Raw genomic sequence first — 20579 nt, forward strand, 5'->3', positions numbered from 1 at the left:
CCTGGCACGTTCACCGGTCATGTCGTTACAGAGTAGCAAGGAACATAAAGTGAACGGAATGACCACCACCGCCGTATGTTCCCCTCACCCTAACCCTCTCCCCGGAGGGGCGAGGGGATTGCTCAGTGCTCGCATTAATTTGTGGGGAACCCTCAGCCCACGGGGAGAGGGTACATACAAAAAAAATCCGCCACATTGGGCGGATTTTTTACTGGCTCACCGAAGTGATTAGAAGCGATAACCTACGCCCGCGATCCAGGTGCCAACGTCAACGTTGCGGATACGGCTCTGCTCATAGGAGAAGTCCAGAGCAACGTTTTCGATTGGGTTGAACTGCATACCTGCGCCATAGGAGAAACCGTAGTCGCTGTTGCTTGCAGTACGGTTCAGACCCTGGTTTTCGGTCTGCTGGAATTTACCGTAGCCAACACCTACAACACCGTAGATGCTTGCCCAGTCATTCAGGCGGTAAGCAGGACCCGCGGTGATGCCGTAGTACTGACCTTTATTGTAAGAGCCATTTTCAGTACGATCTTTCTCGGTGTAAGTGAAAGAACCGATCACACCCAGCGGGTTGTTGTCTTGCTCGTAACGGTACTTCAAGTTGAAACCGTTGGTTTTGTTCATCACGCCCTGCATATCGCTCTGAGCGTAACCACCAGTTACAGTAGAAGTTGCCGCTACAGCGGTACCTGCGGAAACAGCCAGAACAGCTGCCAGTGCTGAAAGACATGCAATTTTTTTCATAACCACCTCAAATGTGCTTCAAGTAAGTCCGTAAGTTTTAAATATATCAAAAAAATCTGTGAAACTCTTTGTCATTCACGATGTCTAATGCGACCTTTCCTGTAACAGAACATTTCCAGCACCAGCTATCTCGTTCAAATAACTCCAGATTTTCACCTGTAAATGCTAATAGTGCGCGTCATCGCCATTTAGTTCATCCAGATTATTCCTAATCTTTCAGGCGATAAAATCAGCAACGTTTTCTCATTTTACGGATTTTCCCTGGATTTTTTTTCAACAGTAGCTCAACCGTTGCAGGTTATTTCCATTACACTGCGACTTTTACCTCTTTTGACAAAAATTGACAGGAGAAAGGATGCCAGGTTTACCTCGTAAATCGTCGGTCTGGATGCCGGTGGCAGTCATACTTATCGCGATGATGTCCATACAAAGCGGCGCGTCGCTGGCAAAATCGCTGTTTCCGCTGATTGGTGCGCCCGGCGTCACGGCGCTGCGTATCGCATTAGGCACCCTGATCCTCGTGGTTGTCTTTAAACCCTGGCGGCTACGGTTTAAAAAGGAGCAGCGACTGCCTCTGCTTTTTTATGGGCTGGCGCTGGGAGGGATGAACTACATGTTCTACCTCTCTATTCAGACTATCCCGCTGGGGATCGCGGTCGCGCTTGAATTTACCGGCCCGCTGGCGGTTGCCCTCTTTTCTTCTCGTCGCCCGGTAGACTTTATCTGGGTCATACTGGCCGTGCTGGGGCTATGGTTCCTGCTGCCGCTCGGCCAAAGCGTTTCACAAATCGATTTGACAGGGGCCGCTCTGGCGCTGGGCGCAGGGGCGTGCTGGGCGGTGTATATTCTCACTGGTCAGCGTGCGGGCGAAGAGCACGGCCCCGCGACGGTCGCCTTAGGCTCGCTGATTGCCGCGGTTATCTTTGTCCCGATCGGCATGGCACAAGCAACGGACTCAATATGGCAGTGGTCAATCCTGCCGGTTGGGCTGGCGGTCGCCATTCTTTCCACGGCGCTGCCCTACTCTCTGGAGATGATCGCCCTGACGCGTCTGCCTACGCGAATTTTTGGTACGCTCATGAGCATGGAGCCCGCGCTGGCTGCCATCTCTGGAATGATGTTCCTCGGCGAAACCCTGACACTGGTGCAGACGCTGGCGCTCTGTTCCATTATCGCGGCGTCAATGGGCTCTACATTGACCATGCGCCCGGAACCAAAAGTACATAAGATTGACCTCAACTAGCCCTTAAATTCTGCATGGCTTACCGGCCATGCAGAATATAGGCCTCGTCAGCCCTTCAAATAATTTCTTACAAACTCTCTTATATTGCCAAAATATTTCACCTGCCCACCTTGTCACTTAACGAATTAAGATTGATCTGCATCAATTTATATAAAAAACTTTAAAATCATTAAGTTAAAACTTCAACCATCCTTTCGCTATTAAACCGATAGGCAGCGCCAAACCGCAGAGAAAAAATCCGGTGCTATACTTAATCCCGTAATTACCTGGGACACAAACATCAAGAGGATATGAGATTATGAGTACCGCTAAACTGGTGAAAACGAAAGCGTCTAATCTGCTTTATACCCGTAACGATGTATCGGATAGCGATAAAAAAGCGACCATTGAGCTGCTGAATCGCCAGGTGGTCCAGTTCATCGATCTTTCGCTGATCACCAAACAGGCCCACTGGAATATGCGCGGTGCAAACTTTATTGCCGTTCATGAAATGCTGGATGGCTTCCGCACAGCACTGGTGACTCATCTGGATACCATGGCCGAACGCGCCGTACAGCTGGGCGGTGTGGCTCTGGGTACCACGCAGGTGATCAACAGCAAAACGCCACTGAAAAGCTATCCGCTGGATATCCATACCGTTCAGGATCACCTGAAAGAGCTGGCAGACCGTTATGCGATTGTCGCTAACGATGTTCGTAAAGCGATTGGCGAAGCAAAAGATGAAGACACCGCTGATATCTTCACTGCCGCGTCACGCGACCTGGATCAGTTCCTGTGGTTCATTGAGTCAAACATCGAATAATCCCTGCGGATTGTCTGAATAACCCTCGCCCCTGGCGGGGGTTTTGCACATTTATGGTGCACACTTTTGTCCGCAACGGCCGCAAAAGTGAATAAAATGTAATAATCACCTCACACAACCGTTAACGGAAGATTGTTTTTTCGTCAGATTCTGCGCTAAATATCCCCCTGTCAGAAGACCTTAACGAAGCGCACCAAAACGGTGCTCCATTCTGGTGCAACCTGACAGAATTGCCACGCTTTTTGTGCAATGCGTGACATTATCCCCTTTGCAAAACAACAGCTTGTAAAACTGGCACGATTTTTTCATTGTGCATGAGGTTCTCGCAGGGGATCGCCCCGTGGATATAAAAGGAAATGCTATGAAGTCTGTATTAAAAGTTTCACTGGCTGCACTTACCCTGGCGTTTGCGGTGTCCTCGCAGGCTGCCGACAAACTGGTTGTGGCGACTGACACGGCGTTCGTACCGTTTGAATTCAAACAGGGTGATAAATACGTTGGTTTTGACGTTGATCTGTGGGCCGCTGTCGCAAAAGAACTCAAACTGGATTACACCCTGAAGCCAATGGATTTCAGCGGCATTATCCCGGCACTGCAAACCAAAAACGTTGACCTGGCGCTGGCGGGCATCACCATTACCGAAGAACGTAAAAAAGCTATCGATTTCTCTGATGGCTACTACAAAAGCGGCCTGCTGGTGATGGTGAAAGCGGATAACAACGACGTGAAAAGCGTGAAAGATCTCGACGGTAAAGTGGTCGCCGTGAAGAGCGGCACCGGTTCCGTTGATTACGCGAAAGCCAATATCAAAACCAAAGACCTGCGTCAGTTCCCGAACATCGACAACGCTTACATGGAACTGGGCACCAACCGCGCAGACGCGGTGCTGCACGACACGCCTAACATCCTTTACTTCATCAAAACCGCCGGTAACGGCAAGTTCAAAGCGGTAGGTGATTCCCTGGAAGCTCAGCAGTACGGTATTGCGTTCCCGAAAGGCAGCGACGACCTGCGTAATAAAGTTAACGGCGCGCTGAAAACCCTGAAAGAGAACGGCACCTATAACGAAATCTACAAAAAATGGTTCGGTACCGAGCCTAAATAATTTCACCTGACTTCAGGTTTGTAACGCCCGGTGGCGCTACCGCTTACCGGGCCTACGTTTTTCGTTTTTCACCACGGTATACAGGAATACATCATGCAGTTTGACTGGAGCGCCATCTGGCCTGCCATTCCTCTCTTGCTTGAAGGCGCTAAAATGACCTTGTGGATTTCGGTCCTCGGTCTGGTTGGCGGGTTAATTATCGGTCTGGTGGCCGGTTTCGCCCGCACCTACGGCGGCTGGATTGCAAACCACATCGCACTGGTTTTCATCGAAGTGATCCGTGGCACCCCCATTGTGGTGCAGGTCATGTTTATCTACTTCGCCCTGCCGATGGCCTTCAACGATCTGCGCATTGACCCGTTCAGCGCAGCTGTCGTCACCATTATGATTAACTCCGGCGCCTACATTGCGGAAATCACCCGCGGTGCGGTGCTGTCGATTCATAAAGGCTTCAGCGAAGCTGGCCTGGCGTTAGGTCTTTCCCGTCGCGAAACGATCCGTCACGTGATCCTGCCGCTGGCGCTGCGCCGCATGCTGCCGCCGCTGGGCAACCAGTGGATCATCAGCATTAAAGACACCTCGCTGTTTATTGTTATCGGCGTGGCCGAGCTGACCCGTCAGGGCCAGGAGATCATCGCGGGTAACTTCCGCGCCCTGGAAATCTGGAGTGCGGTCGCCGTTGTCTACCTGATTATCACGCTTGTCCTGAGCTTTGTTCTGCGTCGTCTTGAAAGAAGGATGAAAATCCTGTGATTGAATTTAAAAATGTTTCCAAGCACTTTGGTCCAACCCAGGTGCTGCACAATATCGATTTGAACATCAGGCAGGGTGAAGTGGTGGTGATCATCGGGCCGTCGGGTTCCGGAAAATCCACCCTGCTGCGCTGTATTAACAAGCTCGAGGAGATCACCAGCGGCGATTTGATCGTCGATGGTCTGAAGGTGAACGATCCGAAAGTGGACGAGCGCCTGATCCGCCAGGAAGCGGGCATGGTGTTCCAGCAGTTCTACCTGTTCCCGCACCTGACGGCGCTGGAAAACGTGATGTTCGGTCCTTTGCGCGTGCGTGGGGCCAGCAAAGCGGCGGCAGAAACGCTGGCAAAAGATCTGCTGGCGAAAGTGGGTCTGGCGGAGCGTGCCCACCACTATCCTTCCGAGCTGTCCGGTGGCCAGCAGCAGCGCGTGGCCATTGCCCGTGCGCTGGCGGTGAAGCCAAAGATGATGCTGTTTGATGAGCCAACCTCCGCACTCGACCCGGAGCTGCGTCACGAGGTGCTGAAAGTGATGCAGGATCTGGCAGAAGAAGGCATGACGATGGTGATCGTTACCCACGAAATCGGCTTTGCCGAAAAAGTGGCGTCCCGTCTGATCTTCATTGATAAGGGCCGCATCGCGGAAGACGGTAATCCGCAGGCGCTGATTGCGAACCCACCTAGCCAGCGCCTCCAGGAGTTCCTGCAACACGTCTCCTGATAGCCATACACAGAGCCGGGCATGCCCGGCTTTTTTATGCCGGATTGTTCCCAAAAACTCCCCTCCGCTCCGCGCGCTCTATACTTATCATTTTGCACGATATTTTTGTCGGAGGACGCCGTGCCGTGGATCCTGTTGCTACTGTTTACCCTGTTTAGCGCGCCATCACTTGCTGTAACCATTCCCGGCGTCACCACCGGAGCCACCGCCACCCAGCAAAATGCGCCGCCAGAACCCGACGCTGAAAAGAAAAAAGCCGCTTACAGCGCACTTGCCGACGTGCTTGAGAACGACACGTCCCGGCAGGAGCTTATCGATCAGCTGAGGAAAGTGGCCGCCACACCGCCTCAGGATCCGGTTCCGACTATCGCGCCGCCGGAAGTCGAAGACGAAAAGACGGTACTGGAAAACGTCACCGATATCAGTCGCCGCTACGGGGAAGCCCTGTCGTCGCGTTTTGCCCAGCTCTATCGCAACCTTGTTGGCACCTCGCATAAGCCTTTTAATCCCCACACCTTTTCTGCAGCCGCGACCCAGTTTTCTATTCTGGCCGCCGCGGTATTCATTTTTTACTGGCTGTTGCGCCTGTCTGTCTGGCCGCTTTACCGGAAGATGGGCCACTGGGGACGTAAAAAGAATCAGCATAAAAGCAGCTGGCTGCATCTTCCGGCAATGATTACCGGGGCCTTTATCATCGATTTGCTGCTGCTGGCGCTGACGCTGTTTGTCGGCCAAATGCTGGCCGATCGTCTTAATACCGGGAACAAAACCATCGCCTTTCAGCAGGGGCTGTTCCTGAACGCCTTTGCCCTGATCGAGTTCTTTAAGGCGCTCCTGCGGTTAATATTCTGTCCGCGCGTGCCGGAACTTCGCCCGTTCGCCATTTCGGATCGGAGCGCCAAATACTGGGCGGTTCGGCTCAGCGTGCTGAGCGGGTTGATCGGCTATGGCCTGCTGGTCGCCGTCCCGATTATTTCCAACCAGGTTAACGTGCAGTTCGGGGCCCTGGCGAACGTGCTGATCATGCTCTGTATTACCGTCTGGGCGCTGTACCTCATCTTCCACAATAAAAAAGCGATCACCGACAGTCTGCTTCACCTGGCCGATCGCTCCCTCTCCTTTTTCAGCCTCTTTATTCGCGCCTTTGCGCTGGTGTGGCACTGGCTGGCCAGCGCCTATTTTATTGTGCTGTGTTTCTTCTCGCTGTTCGATCCGGGCAACAGCCTGAAATTTATGATGGGGGCGACGTTCAAAAGCCTGGCGATTATCGGCATCGCGGCCTTTGTTTCTGGCCTACTCTCCCGCTGGCTGTCGAAGACGATCACCCTGTCGCCGCAGGTTCAGCGTAATTACCCCGAGCTGCAAAAACGGGTAAATGGCTGGACATCGGTGTCGCTGAAGGTGGCGCGTATTTTGACGGTCTGCGTGGCAATTATGCTGCTGCTGAATGCGTGGGGACTGTTTGATTTCTGGAACTGGCTGCATAACGGCGCCGGGGAAAAGACCGTCGATATTCTTATTCGTATCGCGCTGATCCTGTTCTTCTCCGCCGTCGGCTGGACGCTGCTGGCAAGCCTTATCGAAAACCGTCTGGTGTCGGATGTCCACGGCAGGCCGCTGCCGAGCGCCCGCGCCCGCACGCTGCTGACGCTGTTCCGCAACGCGCTGGCGGTGATCATTAGCACCATTACCATCATGATTGTGTTGTCGGAAATCGGCGTAAATATCGCCCCACTGCTGGCGGGTGCCGGTGCCCTGGGACTGGCGATCTCCTTCGGTTCACAGACGCTGGTGAAGGATATTATCACCGGCATTTTTATCCAGTTTGAGAACGGGATGAACACCGGGGATCTGGTGACCATTGGACCGCTCACCGGCACGGTGGAGAGGATGTCCATTCGCTCCGTCGGCGTACGTCAGGATACCGGGGCGTACCACATTATTCCGTGGTCATCGATCACCACCTTTGCCAATTTTGTGCGCGGCATTGGTTCGGTGGTGGCGAATTATGATGTCGATCGTCACGAAGATGCAGATAAGGCGAAACAGGCGCTGCGGGATGCGGTGAGCGAACTGATGGAGATGGAGGATATTCGCGCGCTGGTAATTGGTGAGCCGTCGTTTGCGGGCATCGTCGGGCTGACGAACACTGCCTTTACCCTGCGCGTGTCGTTCACCACCCAGCCGCTTAAGCAGTGGACGGTGCGCTTTGCTCTCGACAGCATGGTGAAAAAACACTTCGATCTGGCGAACGTGAGAGCGCCGGTGCAGACGTATCAGGTATTGTCGCCGCCCGCTTCGCCGCTCCCTCCGCAGGAGCCGACGCTGTAACCGAGCCGGGTGGCGGCTTCGCCTTACCCGGCCCGAGAAACGATTATTTGCGACGTTTGTTATCGTCCATAAAGGACCAGGCAATAAAGCGGCTCTGCTTCTGACCCTGCGCCATCTCTTTTTTGACCACTTTCACCGCCCCGACGTCGGTCAGCGCGCGGTAAAGCGGCGGCAGGTTATCGCCACGAGAGACCAGCGTGGTAAACCATTTCACCTGACGACCGAAGCCTTTACTCTCGGCAATCATGCGCAGAATAAAGGCTACTTCCCCGCCCTCGCACCACAGCTCCTGCTGCTGGCCGCCAAAGTTCAGCGCGCCATCTTCGGCCTGGCCCAGGTTACGCCGCTTGCGTTCACTTCCCGCACGCGCGGACGCGGCGGAGTCGTGGAATGGCGGGTTGCACAGGGTGGCATCATATTGTTCGTTCTTATGAATAATGCCGGTGAAAATAGCAGCGGCATCCTTCTGACGACGCAGACGAACGGCCCGGCTTAACCCCGGGTTAGCGTTGATAATGGCCTGCGCGCTGGCGAAGGCCTTATCACCGATCTCGCTGCCGGTAAATCGCCACTGGTACTCATGTGCGCCTATCAGGGGGTAGATCAGGTTCGCGCCCGTACCGATATCAAGGACGGTAGCCTGTTTCGGCACTACGCCATCGTGGTCATCCGCCAGCAGATCGGCAAGATGATGGACGTAATCCGCACGGCCCGGGACCGGCGGACAGAGAAAGCCATCAGGGATGTCCCAGTGCGTCACACCATAAAAATGGGCCAGCAGCGCTTTGTTCAGCGTTTTAACCGCCAGCGGATCGGCAAAGTTTACCGACGGTTCACCGGCTGGTGTCTGAACGATAAAACCCTGCAATTCAGGGCAGCTCAGACACAGGGCTTTCATATCGTAGCGGCTACGGTGGCGGTTACGCGGGTGCAATCCCGGCTTGTGGGAAGTCATGGCATTCTCCTTTAAACAGCCGCGTAAGATACCCTGTGACGGCGCGGGGGTAAATATCTGTCTGAGTCGCACAAAAAAACGACAAAAATCAGCGACCTGTATGTCTATGATCTGTCAACAAATTGTCAGAATTTATCGTTCAAAAAATAAGCAGATCATCATCAAATTTTTGCGCTAAATCACACGCATCAGGCTTCTAAACTTAACAGGAATCACCTGTTGTTTCCCCTGAGGATGTGATTATGAAAAAGTATCTGACCTTTATTATTGCGGGTGCGCTGGCAGGCGCATCATTCTCTGCCTTGTCCGTTCAACCTCTGACCGACAGTACCGACACCAGCCAGCTACGCGCGGCCGGGACGGTCTCTGTCAGCCGGGCAAGCAACCTTGATGACCTTCAGGACAAGCTGGCCGAAAAAGCTCGTCAGGAAGGCGCTAAAGGCTTCGTGGTGAACGCCGCCGGTGGCGATAACCATATGTACGGTACCGCGACTATCTATAAATAACTTACCGCCTTCCAAACTGCATCTGTCCGGCAGATGCAGTTCTCTCTGCCTGCGCCTTGACTGTGCGTTTTTTCACCCCATATTAAAATGCATGACTTGATCCTTTCAGGAGAACATCATGGCTTCCGGCTGGGCGAATGACGACGCCGTTAACGAACAGATCAACAGTACCATTGAAGATGCGGTTGCGCGTGCTCGCGGTGAAATTCCGCGCGGCGAAAGTTTGACGGAATGCGAAGAGTGCGGGGATCCCATTCCTGAGGCACGACGTAAAGCCATTCCCGGAGTACGGCTTTGCATCACCTGTCAGCAGGAGAAAGATTCAAAAAATGCTTCACATTCAGGATATAATCGCAGAGGATCGAAAGACAGCCAGTTACGTTGACTTTCCTTTACCGTAGTTAACCGCACCAACAGTTTACTTTACGCTCACGACTTTCAGCGAAGCGCGTAGCAAAACGTGCCCTTCTGATTGTGTCTGTAAAGCGTATCCGCAAGAAGTGTCAATTGCGCTTCTGATTTTATTAATAATCAATAAGTTATTTGTCATTCAATTTTTTTGACCAACCACGTCAATTCTCTTCGATTTTATCTTCCGCTAAAAAGCGTGATACTTATCACATCGACGGAACATCGTCCCCTTAACAGAATAACCTGCGAGAATTGACCTATGAAAACCATCAAATATGCTGTTGCCGCTGTTGCCCTGTCCGCTCTGTCTTTCGGCGCTTTCGCTGTAGAGCCAGTCTCCTCTACTCAGGCACAGGATCTGAACAAAATCGGTGTGGTGAGTGCTGAAGGCGCGACCACGCTGGACGGTCTGGAAGCAAAACTGGCTGAAAAAGCTGCCGCCGCGGGCGCAAGTGGATACACCATCACTTCCACTAACGGTAATAACAAACTGAGCGGTACTGCGGTTATCTACAAGTAATCGAACAAATTATGCTCCACCCTCGCCATACCCTCTGGTGAGATGCTCCAACCCTCATTGACCCTGTTGTTGTTACCCTTGTTTGCCCGTCCGCCACTGGACGGGCTTTTTTTTGCTTAAAATGACTGCGCCACGCGCTGCAACCCGGCTTCCACGGACTCGACTTCCCCTGCAGCCAGCAGGCAGCAGGCCATTTGCAGCTTGATTGACTGCGGAACCGGCACCTTCCCGGCCAGACACTGCACAATCCAGCGCGCGGTGACCTGCGGATCTTTCGACTCAGGCAGGATCGCATCTCTGTTCTCTTCCCCACGTTCGACAACGACCCGCGTCCCGGCGGGCTCAATCAGCATCAGCTGTGGACAACGCTGCGGGTTGGCGTAAACCTCGCCTTCTGTCCCGTGCATCAGCAGCGCGCGTCCACCGATTTCGGCAAAGAATTGCCCGACTCGCGTCACGTATTCCGGATGGGAGACGCTGGAAAGACGCAGCGCGGCGTCTTCGGCAAACGGCGTCGCCAGCTTCGCCAGGGTGTGAGCGCTGTTACGTACACCCATGCGCCAGCGCATGTCCAGCTGCTTTTCCAGCGGTGGGCAGAGCGCGCTAACGGGGATATAGACCGGCTGATTCCCCTCCAGCTTTGCCTGTGCCTGACCGGCATGGAGGGTCGGTTCAATACCTAACAACGCCAGGATGGTTTCTGTCAGCACGCGCGTCGGATCTTCGCTCACGCCATGCACTACTACCGGGAAACCGAGTTTCTGCAACAGAATAGCCAGCAGCGGCGTGAGGTTTGCCTGCTTACGCGCGCCGTTGTAGGTCGGGATCACAATTGGCATCGGCTTCGTGACGGGCGGGGTTAAGCGCATGGTCTGCGACTGCATGGCCTCATAAAAGCCGCGCATCTCCGCCTCACCTTCCCCTTTAATACGCAGCGCAATCAAAATGCCGCCCATTTCCAGTTCCGGCACGTCGCCATTCAGCATATGCGTGTACAACGCGCGGGCTGTTTCCTGGTCCAGATCGCGAGCGTGGTTTTTCCCACGCCCTACCTCTTTGATAATTTTGCGGTAATCCACGACATTTCTCCTGACTGCATTATCTTGTTAACAATATAGCCCGATGAACACAGACCCGATAGTGTTTTGTGATCATTATCAACCTGCTGTTTTCATATAAAAAAATTAAACTCAAGCACTATTTACATTATTTGTGATTGGGACAAAAGATCCGCAGCGACCCTTTTTTTGATTAAATAAACATCGAAAAATCATTAAGGGTCAACGGTAAAAACGTCCAGGCAACGCTTTTACCAGAATCACATCAGGATTAACTATGAACAAGGTTGCATTAGGTTTTTTTATCGCCGCAACGGTGGGATGTTCTGCATCCGCATTTGCGGCAACTAACGGTGAAGGTCAGATTAATTTCACCGGTGAAATTATCGATTCTGCTTGCCAGGTCGTGAATGGATTAAGTAATCCATTAAACGTTCAGTTGGGTAAGGTGTCTAAAACGGTATTTACCGGCGCAGGCTCTACCAGCACATCAACGAAGTTTGATATTAAGTTAACCAATTGTCCGGAAACAGTGACCTCGGCTGCGATTAACTTCGGTGGTACCCCGGATGCGGATAATAATGCCGCGCTGGCATTAACGCCAGATACCGATGCGGCAACCGGTGTAGCCATTCAGTTGATGGATGCTTCCGGGCAGCCTGTCACTCTGTATACGCCTTCGCAGCAATATCCTTTAGCCTCCGGCACGGCAGTTAACGACCTGGAATTCGGTGCGCGTTATATTCAAACTCAGGCCGCCATTACCGCAGGCCCTGCCAACTCTGTATCGACTTTCACCGTTATTTATAACTGATCTTATCAATCCTGAGATATTAATGCTTTTGCGGGCATTAATATCTCTTCTATTTATTGAGAAATCTTTATGCGCCACGGTTATTTACTGAGCACTCTTTTACTGATAGCAGCCTCTGCACATGCGGGCGTCGTGATTAATGGTACCCGGCTGGTCTATCAAGGAGATAAAAAGGAATCATCTCTTGGCCTGTCAAACCCAGATACGACGGATTATCTGGTACAGTCCTGGGTCGATTCTGGCGGTAAAAACCCGGCCAAAGCCCCATTCCTGATCACCCCGCCGCTTTTCCGTCTGGATGCAAAAGAAGATAACGTTCTGCGCGTGGTACGCACGGGCGGAAATTTACCGGAAGACAGGGAATCTCTGTACTGGTTGAATATCAAAGCGATCCCTTCCTCAAAACACGTTGAGGGAGTAAATACGCTGCAAATTGCCATTAATACCCGCATTAAATTGCTGTATCGCCCGTCCGCGGTAAAAGGCCGACCAGAAGATGTGGCGGATAAGCTTGAATGGCATCGCGAAGGTAACGACCTGGTGGTGAATAACCCTACGCCTTTCTATATGAATTTCCAGACCGTCACGCTTAACGGTCAGAAAGTCACAAAAGCGACCTGGGCTGTTCCGAAATCAGAAACACATTTTGCCATACCGGGTAATGTCGGGGGCTCAAACGTGACGTATTCCATTATTAATGATTACGGCAGCATCAGCCATTCCTGGTCGAAATCCGTTCATTAATTGTTCCGGTAATAAAATAATCATGTACAGCCACAAAAAGCCGTTCACCTGCCGAATGTCTTCATTGCTGGTCATTCTCTGTGGCCTGGCAATAGCCATCTTTGCGCAGCAGGTTATGGCTGATGATTATTTTAACCCCGCCCTGCTGGATATAGATAATCCCCAGCAGGGTAAAACCGATCTGTCCGTCTATGAAAAAGGTCCCGGCCAGGCACCGGGGAAATATGAGGTCGCGGTGTTTATCAATAATAATAAAATTGATACCCGCAACGTGACCTTTACGCTTGAGAAAGATTCGCAGGGCAACGACACGTTACAACCTTGCTTTAGCATGGGTGAGTTAAAAAGCCTCGGTATCAAGACCCAAAAGTTTCCTCAGCTCATGGCCAAAGGCCAGTGTGCCGATTTAGGTGTCATCCCTGCTTCATCTGCAATCTTTCACGTTCGCAACCAGCAGCTGCTGCTGAGCATTCCGCAAAAGGCGCTCGGACAGGTGCCACGCGGTTACATCGACCCGAAAGAGTTTGACGAAGGGATCAACGCGGGCCTGCTTAATTACAGCGTCAACGCCAGCCAGAGCCATGCGCGCCAGCAGGGTGAAGAGGATAGCAGTAGCCAGTACGTGAACCTGCGTCCGGGTTTAAACGTTGGCGCATGGCGCCTTCGCAACTATTCCACCTGGAATCGCAGCACCACAGGCAATGAGGAGGAACAGAAATTCACCTCCGTTTATACCTATGCGCAACGCGATATTGTGGCGATGAAAAGCGATATCACCGTTGGCCAGAGCTCATCACCTGCTGATGTTTTTGACAGTGTCCCTTACACCGGCGTGGAGCTGAAATCCGATAACGACATGCTTCCCGACAGCGAAAAAGGCTATGCGCCTATTATTCGTGGCACCGCCCACAGCAACGCGCTGGTGATGGTGCGCCAGAACGGGTACGTGATTTATCAGAACACGGTCGCGCCGGGGGCCTTCGAAATTAACGATCTCTACCCCACCGGCAGCAGCGGCGACCTCCAGGTCACGGTGAAAGAAACTGACGGCAGCGAAAGTCATTTCGTGGTGCCGTTTGCCTCCGTTCCGGTATTGCAGCGTGAAAAAAACCTGCGCTACAGCGTAACTGCCGGGCGTTATCGTTCTTATGACAAAGATGTTGAAAAGACCCCGTTTGCTCAGGGGAGCGCCATCTATGGTTTACCCCACGGCTTCACGGCCTACGGCGGCGTACAGCAGAGCAGTCATTATCAGTCGCAGGCGATAGGCGCCGGGAAAAACATGGGCGATTTAGGGGCGTTCTCCATTGACGTGACTCGCGCCAGAGCCCTGCTGAAAAAACAGCAGTCCAGCACAGGCAAATCGTGGCGCGTACGCTACAGCAAAGATTTCGCCGGTTCAGGCACCAACTTTTCGCTTGCGGGCTATCGCTACAACAGCAAGGGGTTTTACACCCTGGACGACACCATGGAGTCGTATACCCGCGCCGATAACTGGTCTGCGCCACAGCAGCGCCGCGCCCGTACCGAAGCCACCATCGACCAGACGCTACCAGAAGGCTGGGGATCGGTCACGCTGAGCATGGTGAAGGAAACCTACTGGAGCCAGAATCAGGACATGACCTCCATGAGCGTCAGCTACAACAACAGCTGGCACGGCGTTAGTTACAGCCTTAGCTACAGCATGAACAAAAACACCCACGACAGCGATCTGGACGGTAATGCGGTGACGAACGACAACCAGTTCTCGCTGAGCGTTTCGGTTCCGCTGGATCGCTGGATGCATAACACCTGGGCCACGTACAACCTGAACAACACGAAAGATGGCACCACGCAGAACATCGGCCTGAACGGTACGGCCCTGAAAGAAGACAACCTGAACTGGAATCTCCAGGAGGGGCTGAGCAGCACCGGCAGCGGTAACTCCACCAGCGTTAACGCCGACTACAAAGCGACATACGGTGAAGTGAGCGGTGGCGTCAGTCAGGATAAATATCAGCAAACACTGAACGTCGGCTTGCAGGGAGGCGTGATTGCCCATGCAAACGGCATCACGCTAAGCCAGCCGCTCGGTGAGACCATTGCGCTCGTGAAAGCCCCGGGTACGCACGGCACGCATATCACTAACCAGACCGGCGTTGAAACCGACTTCCGCGGCTACACCGTCGTACCGTTCGTCACCGCGTATCGCCACAACACTATTGCGCTGGATACGGAAACGCTGCCGGAGGACGCCGACGTCACCCATGCGGCACAAATTGTGACGCCAACCCGCGGAGCCATTGTGCGCGCCAGCTTCACGACGCGCGTGGGCAATCGCGTCCTGATGACGCTCACGCAAAACGGTAAACCGCTGCCGTTCGGCGCAACGGTTACCACCGAGGACAAGGACAGCGAATTTATCGTCGGGAATGACGGCCAGACCTATCTCTCGGGTCTGCCACAGCAAGGGCATCTCCGCGTTTCCTGGGGACAGGAGGCAAACGAGCATTGCGTCGCTGACTATGTGCTCACGGATGAGAAAGCGAAAACCAGCATCATTAACGCTGCCGCGCAGTGTCACTGATCTCCCCTAAAGGCAAAACATTATGCAAATGATTAAACAGTGCTTTTTCTTACTGATTCTGGGAACCGCTGCGTTATTCATGCCGCATGCGAAGGCGACCTGCACCACGCCGGATCTCCCCAAAATGATCAACGTGGCATCCATTTCTGTCCCGACGACGCTGGCAGTTGGCGCAACTATCCCGGGTACAGAGCAGAGCGTTCATGTTGCCGGGCATTGCGATCAGAGTACCGACAGCGGCCTGGAGATTGTCTCCTGCTACTACGGCACCGGAGCGGAAATGCCAGGGCTCAGGGGGGTATACGAATCCGGTGTGCCGGGGATTGGCGTAGCATTGATGAATGATCACGGGCAGCGAATTAGCGGTGCTGGCGGCGTGCAGTGCGATTCACGTGGAACGCCTGTTGGCTACGTCTCTACCGATGGAACACAGACTTTTAGCTTTGAAATAACGCTTGAGCTGGTTAAAACGAGTGACACCGTGACATCCGGTACGCTGGTGCAGTCTCAAACCGAATTTGGCATTGGCGTTTTCGGCCATGAAGGGATCGGCAACCCTAACCACATCGCCTATGCAGGTAATGTTATTCTTCATCAGGTCACCTGCTCCGTTTTACCGAAAAATCTCACCGTTAATTTGGGCGATTTTCCCGTCAGTGATTTCATCAGCGTAGGTTTTTTATCCAGCCCTGCTCAAAAATTTAATATCACCGTCAACTGTGACACAACCGTACAGCCTGAGCTAAAAATCACCAGCGCGAATGGATATGACACAGCATTTGAGGGGGTGATCAAACTCACGCAGCAGACCGGCATGGCTACAGGCGTCGGAGTAAGAATGCTATTTGATGACCATCTCGCCACCTTCGGTACCTATGTAAGTACCCAAAATCAGGCCGTAGCCAACGAAACGCTGGTGATCCCGTTTGAGGTTCGCTACGAGCAGGTCAGCAATGTAGTCACCCCCGGGCCAGCCAATACTGTGGCAACCATCACCCTCGCTTATAAGTGAACGTCATGAAAAAAACCGCATTGATTCTCGTGCTGGGGCTGATCGCCCAAGCCCACGCCGATGATATACAGATCCAGATGACGGGTAACATTTACGCCAACACGTGCGTCATTGACAGTGCCAGCCGCAACCTGACGGTGGACTTAGGCCAGGCGGCATCGGGTAGTTTTAAAGACGTGGGCGATACCGGCGAGTGGAAGGACTTTTCCCTTTCGGTGTCGCACTGCCCGGCCACGCTGGCGCTTGCCACCGCCTTTTTCTACGGTCAGGCCGACAGCACCCATCCCACCAAATTTGCCAATCTCGGTAGCGCAAAGGGGCTGGCACTGGAGCTGGCAGATCGTCAGGACAAGATACTGATTGCCCCGCAGGCCGCCTTTAACGCTGCCATAAACCCGTCAGACCACACGGCCACGTTCCCGCTGGCCGCACGCTATTACGCCACCTCGATGCCCATCTCTGCCGGCACGTTCAGCAGCGTGATCCAGGTGACCTTCACTTACCAGTAGGACCGCGCCCCTTAGCACGGAAGCTTTTTCGACGCCCGGCAGCCAGTTTTGTCGGGCGTTTTTTTACTTCCGGCACGTCCGGCTGCTCAATCGGGAAGATCGGCAGCGCATTCAGCAGCCGCTGGCCGTAGTTTTTGGTGAGCAGTCGTTTGTCATAAATCACCACCTCGCCCCAGCAGCCGTGGCTACGGATCAAGCGCCCGACCTGCTGAATCAGGTTAAACGACGCTGCAGGCAGGCTTTGCACTTCAAACGGATAACGGTTAAGGCTTTTCAGCCATTCGCCTTCGGTGATCACCACCGGGCTGTCGATGGGCGGGAAGGCGATTTTATGGATATGCACCTGCGTCAGGTAGTCGCCTTTCAAATCAAGCCCTTCCGCAAAGGACTGTAACCCCACCAACACGCTGCGCTCGCCGTTATCAATGCGTTTACGGTGGGTTTCCACCAGCCGATAGCGCGGCTGATCGCCCTGCACCAGCAGGAGTAAGCGCAGATCGGTGACGTGCTCCAGGAAGCGTTGCATCGCCCGACCGCTGGCAAACAGCACCAGCATACCGGGGTATTTTTTACTCTCAACCTGCTCGCGGAAGTAGGCCGCCATTTCCGCAATATGCTGCTCTTCGTTATCGATAAGCGGCTCATAATTCATGCGCGGAATGACCAGCTTGCCCTGCTCACAGTGGTTGAACGGCGAGTCCAGGGCCACAAAGCGGTCGCCCGCTTTCTCTTTCAGGCCGCTCATCTCCTGCAACCTTGAAAAGCTGTTCAGGGAACGCAGAGTCGCTGACGTCACTACCACGTGCGGCACGCTGCGCCAGATCAGCTTTTCCAGCTGATCGGCCACGCGGATGCCCACGCAGTGGAAGAAGAGATGTCCCTGCCCGTCTCGTACTTCGCGGGTGGCCCACTTAGTCACCGGCGCGCCGGACGCCTGCACCATCGAAGCCAGCCGCCAGAGTTTGCTCTGCGCTTCAAACATCCCCAGCGCACGATTCATTTGCAGCAGAATGCGGTGCAAACGCACCACGTCGTGAGTACCGGTTTTCTCGCTGAGATCGTTTAAGAACATCTCCGCCAGCCCGCGCAGCTTTTCCAGGTGCTTCGCCAGCTGCTGGCAAATCTCCATCACTTCCTGCGGCAACTCACCCATCGCAAAGCGGTGTTCCGCCTCCTGGGTGGCGGGGAGATACAGGTTAAGAATATTATTCAGCGAGGCGATGAGGCTGTACACCTCTTCACAGTGCTCGCTCAACCGCTCCGGAACCGCCAGCGGCGGCGTGGTTTTCGGACGGAACTGCTCCATGCAGGTTGCCACCAGTTTGCAGAACAGATCCAGTTGCAGGCGAAACCACGGGGCGGTAATTTCCGCGCTCATCTCCAGCGCATCTCGCGCCACATCGGGCAGATGATGGCCTTCATCGAGCACCAGCAGCAGGTTTTTGGGCTCCGGCAGGACCGCTTCACTCTCCAGTGCAGCCATGACCAGCGCGTGGTTGGCGACAACCACCTCCGCTTCCTGAATCTCACGCCGGGCGACAAAGAACGGGCACTCGCGATAGTAGTGACAGTTACGGTTCAGGCAGCTTGCTTTATCGGTGCTGAGCCTGCGCCACAGGTCGTCGCCGATCGCCTGGTTGGTGTGATCCCGCAGGCCGTCCCACTTGTAACCGTCGAGATCGGCCTTCAGCTTTGCGCACTGCTCCTGCTCCGCCTTGTTGTTTGGCGTCAGCTCGTCATCAAGAAACGCGAGCAGATCCTGTTGGGAGGGTTCACTGCTGGCCAGTGCCGCCAGATTGCGCGGACAGACGTAGCGCCCGCGACCAAAGGCGGCGGTAAACCGTAAATCGGGGATAATTTTGCGCAGCAGCGGCAAATCTTTGCTGAAGATCTGATCCTGCAAGGCCACGTTAGCGGTACTGACCACCAGCGTTTTATCTTCTTCCCGCGCGATGGCAATGCCGGGAATAAGATACGACAGGGTTTTCCCGACGCCGGTCGGGGCTTCAATCGCCAGATGTCGCCCGTCGTCCCCGGCGAGCGTTTTTGCCACGTCGGCAATCATCTGCCGCTGCGGGGCTCGGGGGATAAAATCGGGGATCTGCTGTTGTAGCGCCTTATACCATGCGCCAATTTGCGCCTTGAGCGCAGCGGTTAAAGCCATCGGAAAACCTGAAATACTGTATAAACAGCCACTATTGTGGCACTTTCTCTCCGCTGCCGCAAAAAGAAAAGCCCGGCTTTACGACCGGGCTTCCAGATTACTGCGGGTTAGCAGGCTTACGCGGGCGGCGTCGGCGCTGCCCCTCGCCTGCCGGTTTCCCTTCGCCGCTACGCCATGGGTTTTCACCGGCCGGTTTGCTGTCGTTATTACGACGCGGCGGTTTGCCCGAAGATTTCGGCGCGCCGCCTTCGGCACGACGCGGCTGCTGACCGCGACCACCGCCGCCCTGACCGCGCCCGCCACCCTGACGACCGTTCTGAATTGGCTCGGCTTTGATTGACGGGTCAACTTCATAGCCCGGGGTTTCAATGCGCGGGATCTCTTTCTTCAGCAGGCGTTCGATGTCGCGCAGCAGCTTGTGCTCATCCACGCAAACCAGAGAGAGCGCTTCCCCGGTTGCCGCCGCGCGTCCGGTACGGCCGATACGGTGAACGTAATCTTCCGGCACGTTTGGCAGCTCGTAGTTCACCACGTGCGGCAGCTCTTCGATATCCAGACCGCGTGCGGCGATGTCGGTTGCCACCAGCACGCGTATGTCGCCGGACTTGAAGTCTGCCAGCGCGCGGGTACGCGCGCCCTGGCTCTTGTTGCCGTGAATGGCCGCGCTGCGGATGCCATCTTTATTCAGCTGTTCCGCCAGGTGATTGGCGCCGTGCTTGGTGCGGGTAAACACCAGCACCTGCTGCCAGTTGCCCTGGCCGATCATCTGGGAGAGCAGTTCCCGCTTGCGCTTCTTATCTACAAAGTGCACGTGCTGCGTCACCTGCTCGGAGGCGGTGTTGCGGCGCGCGACTTCCACTTCCAGCGGGTTATGCAGCAGCTTTTCCGCCAGCGCCTTGATCTCGTCGGAGAAGGTCGCGGAGAAGAGCAGGTTCTGACGACGCGTCGGCAGCTTCGCCAGCACGCGACGAATGTCGTGGATGAAGCCCATGTCCAGCATACGGTCGGCTTCGTCCAGCACCAGAATTTCGATGTTATCGAGCTTCACCGCGTTCTGGTGTTCGAGATCCAGCAGACGCCCCGGGGTTGCCACCAGCACGTCGACGCCGCCGCGCAGCTTCATCATCTGCGGGTTAATGCTTACCCCGCCGAAAACTACCAGCGAACGAATGTTGAGATAGCGGCTGTATTCACGCACGTTCTCACCAATCTGGGCCGCCAGCTCGCGGGTTGGGGTGAGGATCAGCGCACGCACCGGACGACGGCCTTTGGCGTGTGGCTGGTTTTTTACCAGCAGCTCCAGCAGCGGCAGGGTAAAGCCCGCGGTCTTACCAGTACCGGTCTGCGCGCTTGCCATCAGGTCACGGCCCTGCAAAACGGCCGGGATAGCCTGCTGCTGAATAGGGGTTGGCTCAACGTAGCCCTGCTCTGCGATGGCGCGCAGAATTTCCGGGTTCAGACCAAGGGAATCAAAAGACATAAAAACTCCGAACCGCCCCGACCATCACAGGTGTAGTTTTCAGGGAGATATAACGAATAGAAGGACAAAAACCACAATGTCGCGAAGGAGCGGAGTGTAGCAGCTTTTGTGACGTGGCGCATAAAATATCCCCGGCGATG

General features: G+C 54.3%; 19 protein-coding genes. 14 read left to right on the top strand and 5 right to left on the bottom strand.

The window, feature by feature from the left end:
* Positions 1–228: 228 nt before the first annotated feature.
* On the bottom strand, positions 229–747 hold the full coding sequence (gene ompX, locus IM282_RS21150) for an outer membrane protein OmpX (protein ID WP_003858450.1): 519 nt from the start codon (positions 745–747) through the stop codon (positions 229–231).
* Between the two features lie 355 nt (positions 748–1102).
* Here ompX and rhtA point away from each other — a divergent pair, with 355 nt between their 5' ends.
* The 6 genes from rhtA to ybiO all read left to right on the top strand — a co-directional run bounded on the left by rhtA (position 1103) and on the right by ybiO (position 7700).
* A complete protein-coding gene (gene rhtA / locus IM282_RS21155; RefSeq protein WP_023305742.1) occupies positions 1103–1990 on the top strand; it encodes a threonine/homoserine exporter RhtA in 888 nt (295 codons plus the stop codon).
* Positions 1991–2288: 298 nt separating this feature from the next.
* Entirely contained in the window at positions 2289–2792 is a 504-nt protein-coding gene (gene dps / locus IM282_RS21160) for a DNA starvation/stationary phase protection protein Dps (RefSeq protein WP_000100801.1), read from the top strand.
* Positions 2793–3153: 361 nt separating this feature from the next.
* Positions 3154–3897 (top strand): glutamine ABC transporter substrate-binding protein GlnH, encoded by a 744-nt coding sequence (gene glnH, locus IM282_RS21165; protein ID WP_003858455.1) that lies wholly within the window; start codon positions 3154–3156, stop codon positions 3895–3897.
* A gap of 93 nt (positions 3898–3990) precedes the next feature.
* On the top strand, positions 3991–4650 hold the full coding sequence (gene glnP, locus IM282_RS21170; RefSeq protein ID WP_010428919.1) for a glutamine ABC transporter permease GlnP: 660 nt from the start codon (positions 3991–3993) through the stop codon (positions 4648–4650).
* Positions 4647–5369, top strand: a complete 723-nt coding sequence (glnQ, locus tag IM282_RS21175; RefSeq protein ID WP_022647522.1) for a glutamine ABC transporter ATP-binding protein GlnQ — start codon at positions 4647–4649, stop codon at positions 5367–5369. The genes glnP and glnQ overlap by 4 nt, the downstream gene beginning before the upstream one ends.
* 120 nt (positions 5370–5489) lie before the next feature.
* The gene (gene ybiO, locus IM282_RS21180; RefSeq protein ID WP_063150564.1) at positions 5490–7700 is read left to right on the top strand and encodes a mechanosensitive channel protein; all 2211 of its coding nucleotides are present in this window, start codon (positions 5490–5492) and stop codon (positions 7698–7700) included.
* 43 nt (positions 7701–7743) lie between these two features.
* Here ybiO and rlmF read toward each other — a convergent pair whose 3' ends face one another.
* Complete coding sequence (gene rlmF / locus IM282_RS21185; RefSeq protein WP_192970805.1) at positions 7744–8655, bottom strand: 23S rRNA (adenine(1618)-N(6))-methyltransferase RlmF; 912 nt, start codon at positions 8653–8655, stop codon at positions 7744–7746.
* A 242-nt stretch (positions 8656–8897) separates the two neighbouring features.
* Here rlmF and mcbA point away from each other — a divergent pair, with 242 nt between their 5' ends.
* The 3 genes from mcbA (at position 8898) to ybiJ (ending at position 10092) form a co-directional block, all read left to right on the top strand.
* Positions 8898–9161 (top strand): DUF1471 family periplasmic protein McbA, encoded by a 264-nt coding sequence (gene mcbA / locus IM282_RS21190; RefSeq protein ID WP_022647519.1) that lies wholly within the window; start codon positions 8898–8900, stop codon positions 9159–9161.
* Between the two features lie 118 nt (positions 9162–9279).
* Positions 9280–9546, top strand: a complete 267-nt coding sequence (locus tag IM282_RS21195) for a DksA/TraR family C4-type zinc finger protein (RefSeq protein WP_022647518.1) — start codon at positions 9280–9282, stop codon at positions 9544–9546.
* A 285-nt stretch (positions 9547–9831) separates the two neighbouring features.
* Positions 9832–10092 carry a DUF1471 family protein YbiJ gene (gene ybiJ, locus IM282_RS21200; protein WP_003858474.1) on the top strand — a complete coding sequence of 87 codons (261 nt, stop codon included), beginning with the start codon at positions 9832–9834 and terminating at the stop codon, positions 10090–10092.
* Between the two features lie 116 nt (positions 10093–10208).
* On the opposite strand, the gene ybiB is transcribed toward ybiJ, so the two are convergent.
* Positions 10209–11171: a DNA-binding protein YbiB gene (gene ybiB / locus IM282_RS21205; protein WP_022647517.1), complete on the bottom strand. Its 963-nt coding sequence runs from the start codon at positions 11169–11171 to the stop codon at positions 10209–10211.
* 256 nt (positions 11172–11427) lie between these two features.
* Between ybiB and IM282_RS21210 the strand changes: the two genes are divergently transcribed.
* The 5 genes from IM282_RS21210 (at position 11428) to IM282_RS21230 (ending at position 16795) form a co-directional block, all read left to right on the top strand.
* On the top strand, positions 11428–11964 hold the full coding sequence (locus IM282_RS21210; RefSeq protein WP_022647516.1) for a fimbrial protein: 537 nt from the start codon (positions 11428–11430) through the stop codon (positions 11962–11964).
* Between the two features lie 69 nt (positions 11965–12033).
* On the top strand, positions 12034–12708 hold the full coding sequence (locus tag IM282_RS21215) for a molecular chaperone (protein ID WP_022647515.1): 675 nt from the start codon (positions 12034–12036) through the stop codon (positions 12706–12708).
* Between the two features lie 22 nt (positions 12709–12730).
* Entirely contained in the window at positions 12731–15274 is a 2544-nt protein-coding gene (locus IM282_RS21220; protein WP_139154331.1) for a fimbria/pilus outer membrane usher protein, read from the top strand.
* A 22-nt stretch (positions 15275–15296) separates the two neighbouring features.
* Positions 15297–16286, top strand: coding sequence for a fimbrial protein (locus tag IM282_RS21225; RefSeq protein ID WP_022647513.1), 990 nt, complete (start codon positions 15297–15299; stop codon positions 16284–16286).
* 5 nt (positions 16287–16291) lie between these two features.
* On the top strand, positions 16292–16795 hold the full coding sequence (locus tag IM282_RS21230; RefSeq protein ID WP_022647512.1) for a fimbrial protein: 504 nt from the start codon (positions 16292–16294) through the stop codon (positions 16793–16795).
* Here IM282_RS21230 and dinG read toward each other — a convergent pair.
* Both dinG and rhlE read right to left on the bottom strand, forming a co-directional pair.
* Complete coding sequence (gene dinG, locus IM282_RS21235) at positions 16782–18959, bottom strand: ATP-dependent DNA helicase DinG (protein ID WP_180256994.1); 2178 nt, start codon at positions 18957–18959, stop codon at positions 16782–16784. The genes IM282_RS21230 and dinG overlap by 14 nt on opposite strands.
* 97 nt (positions 18960–19056) lie before the next feature.
* Positions 19057–20439 (bottom strand): ATP-dependent RNA helicase RhlE, encoded by a 1383-nt coding sequence (gene rhlE / locus IM282_RS21240; protein ID WP_017693771.1) that lies wholly within the window; start codon positions 20437–20439, stop codon positions 19057–19059.
* Positions 20440–20579: the final 140 nt, after the last annotated feature.

Origin of the sequence: Enterobacter cloacae complex sp. P29RS (genome assembly GCF_014893445.1) — a bacterium.
Taxonomy (GTDB): domain Bacteria; phylum Pseudomonadota; class Gammaproteobacteria; order Enterobacterales; family Enterobacteriaceae; genus Enterobacter; species Enterobacter intestinihominis.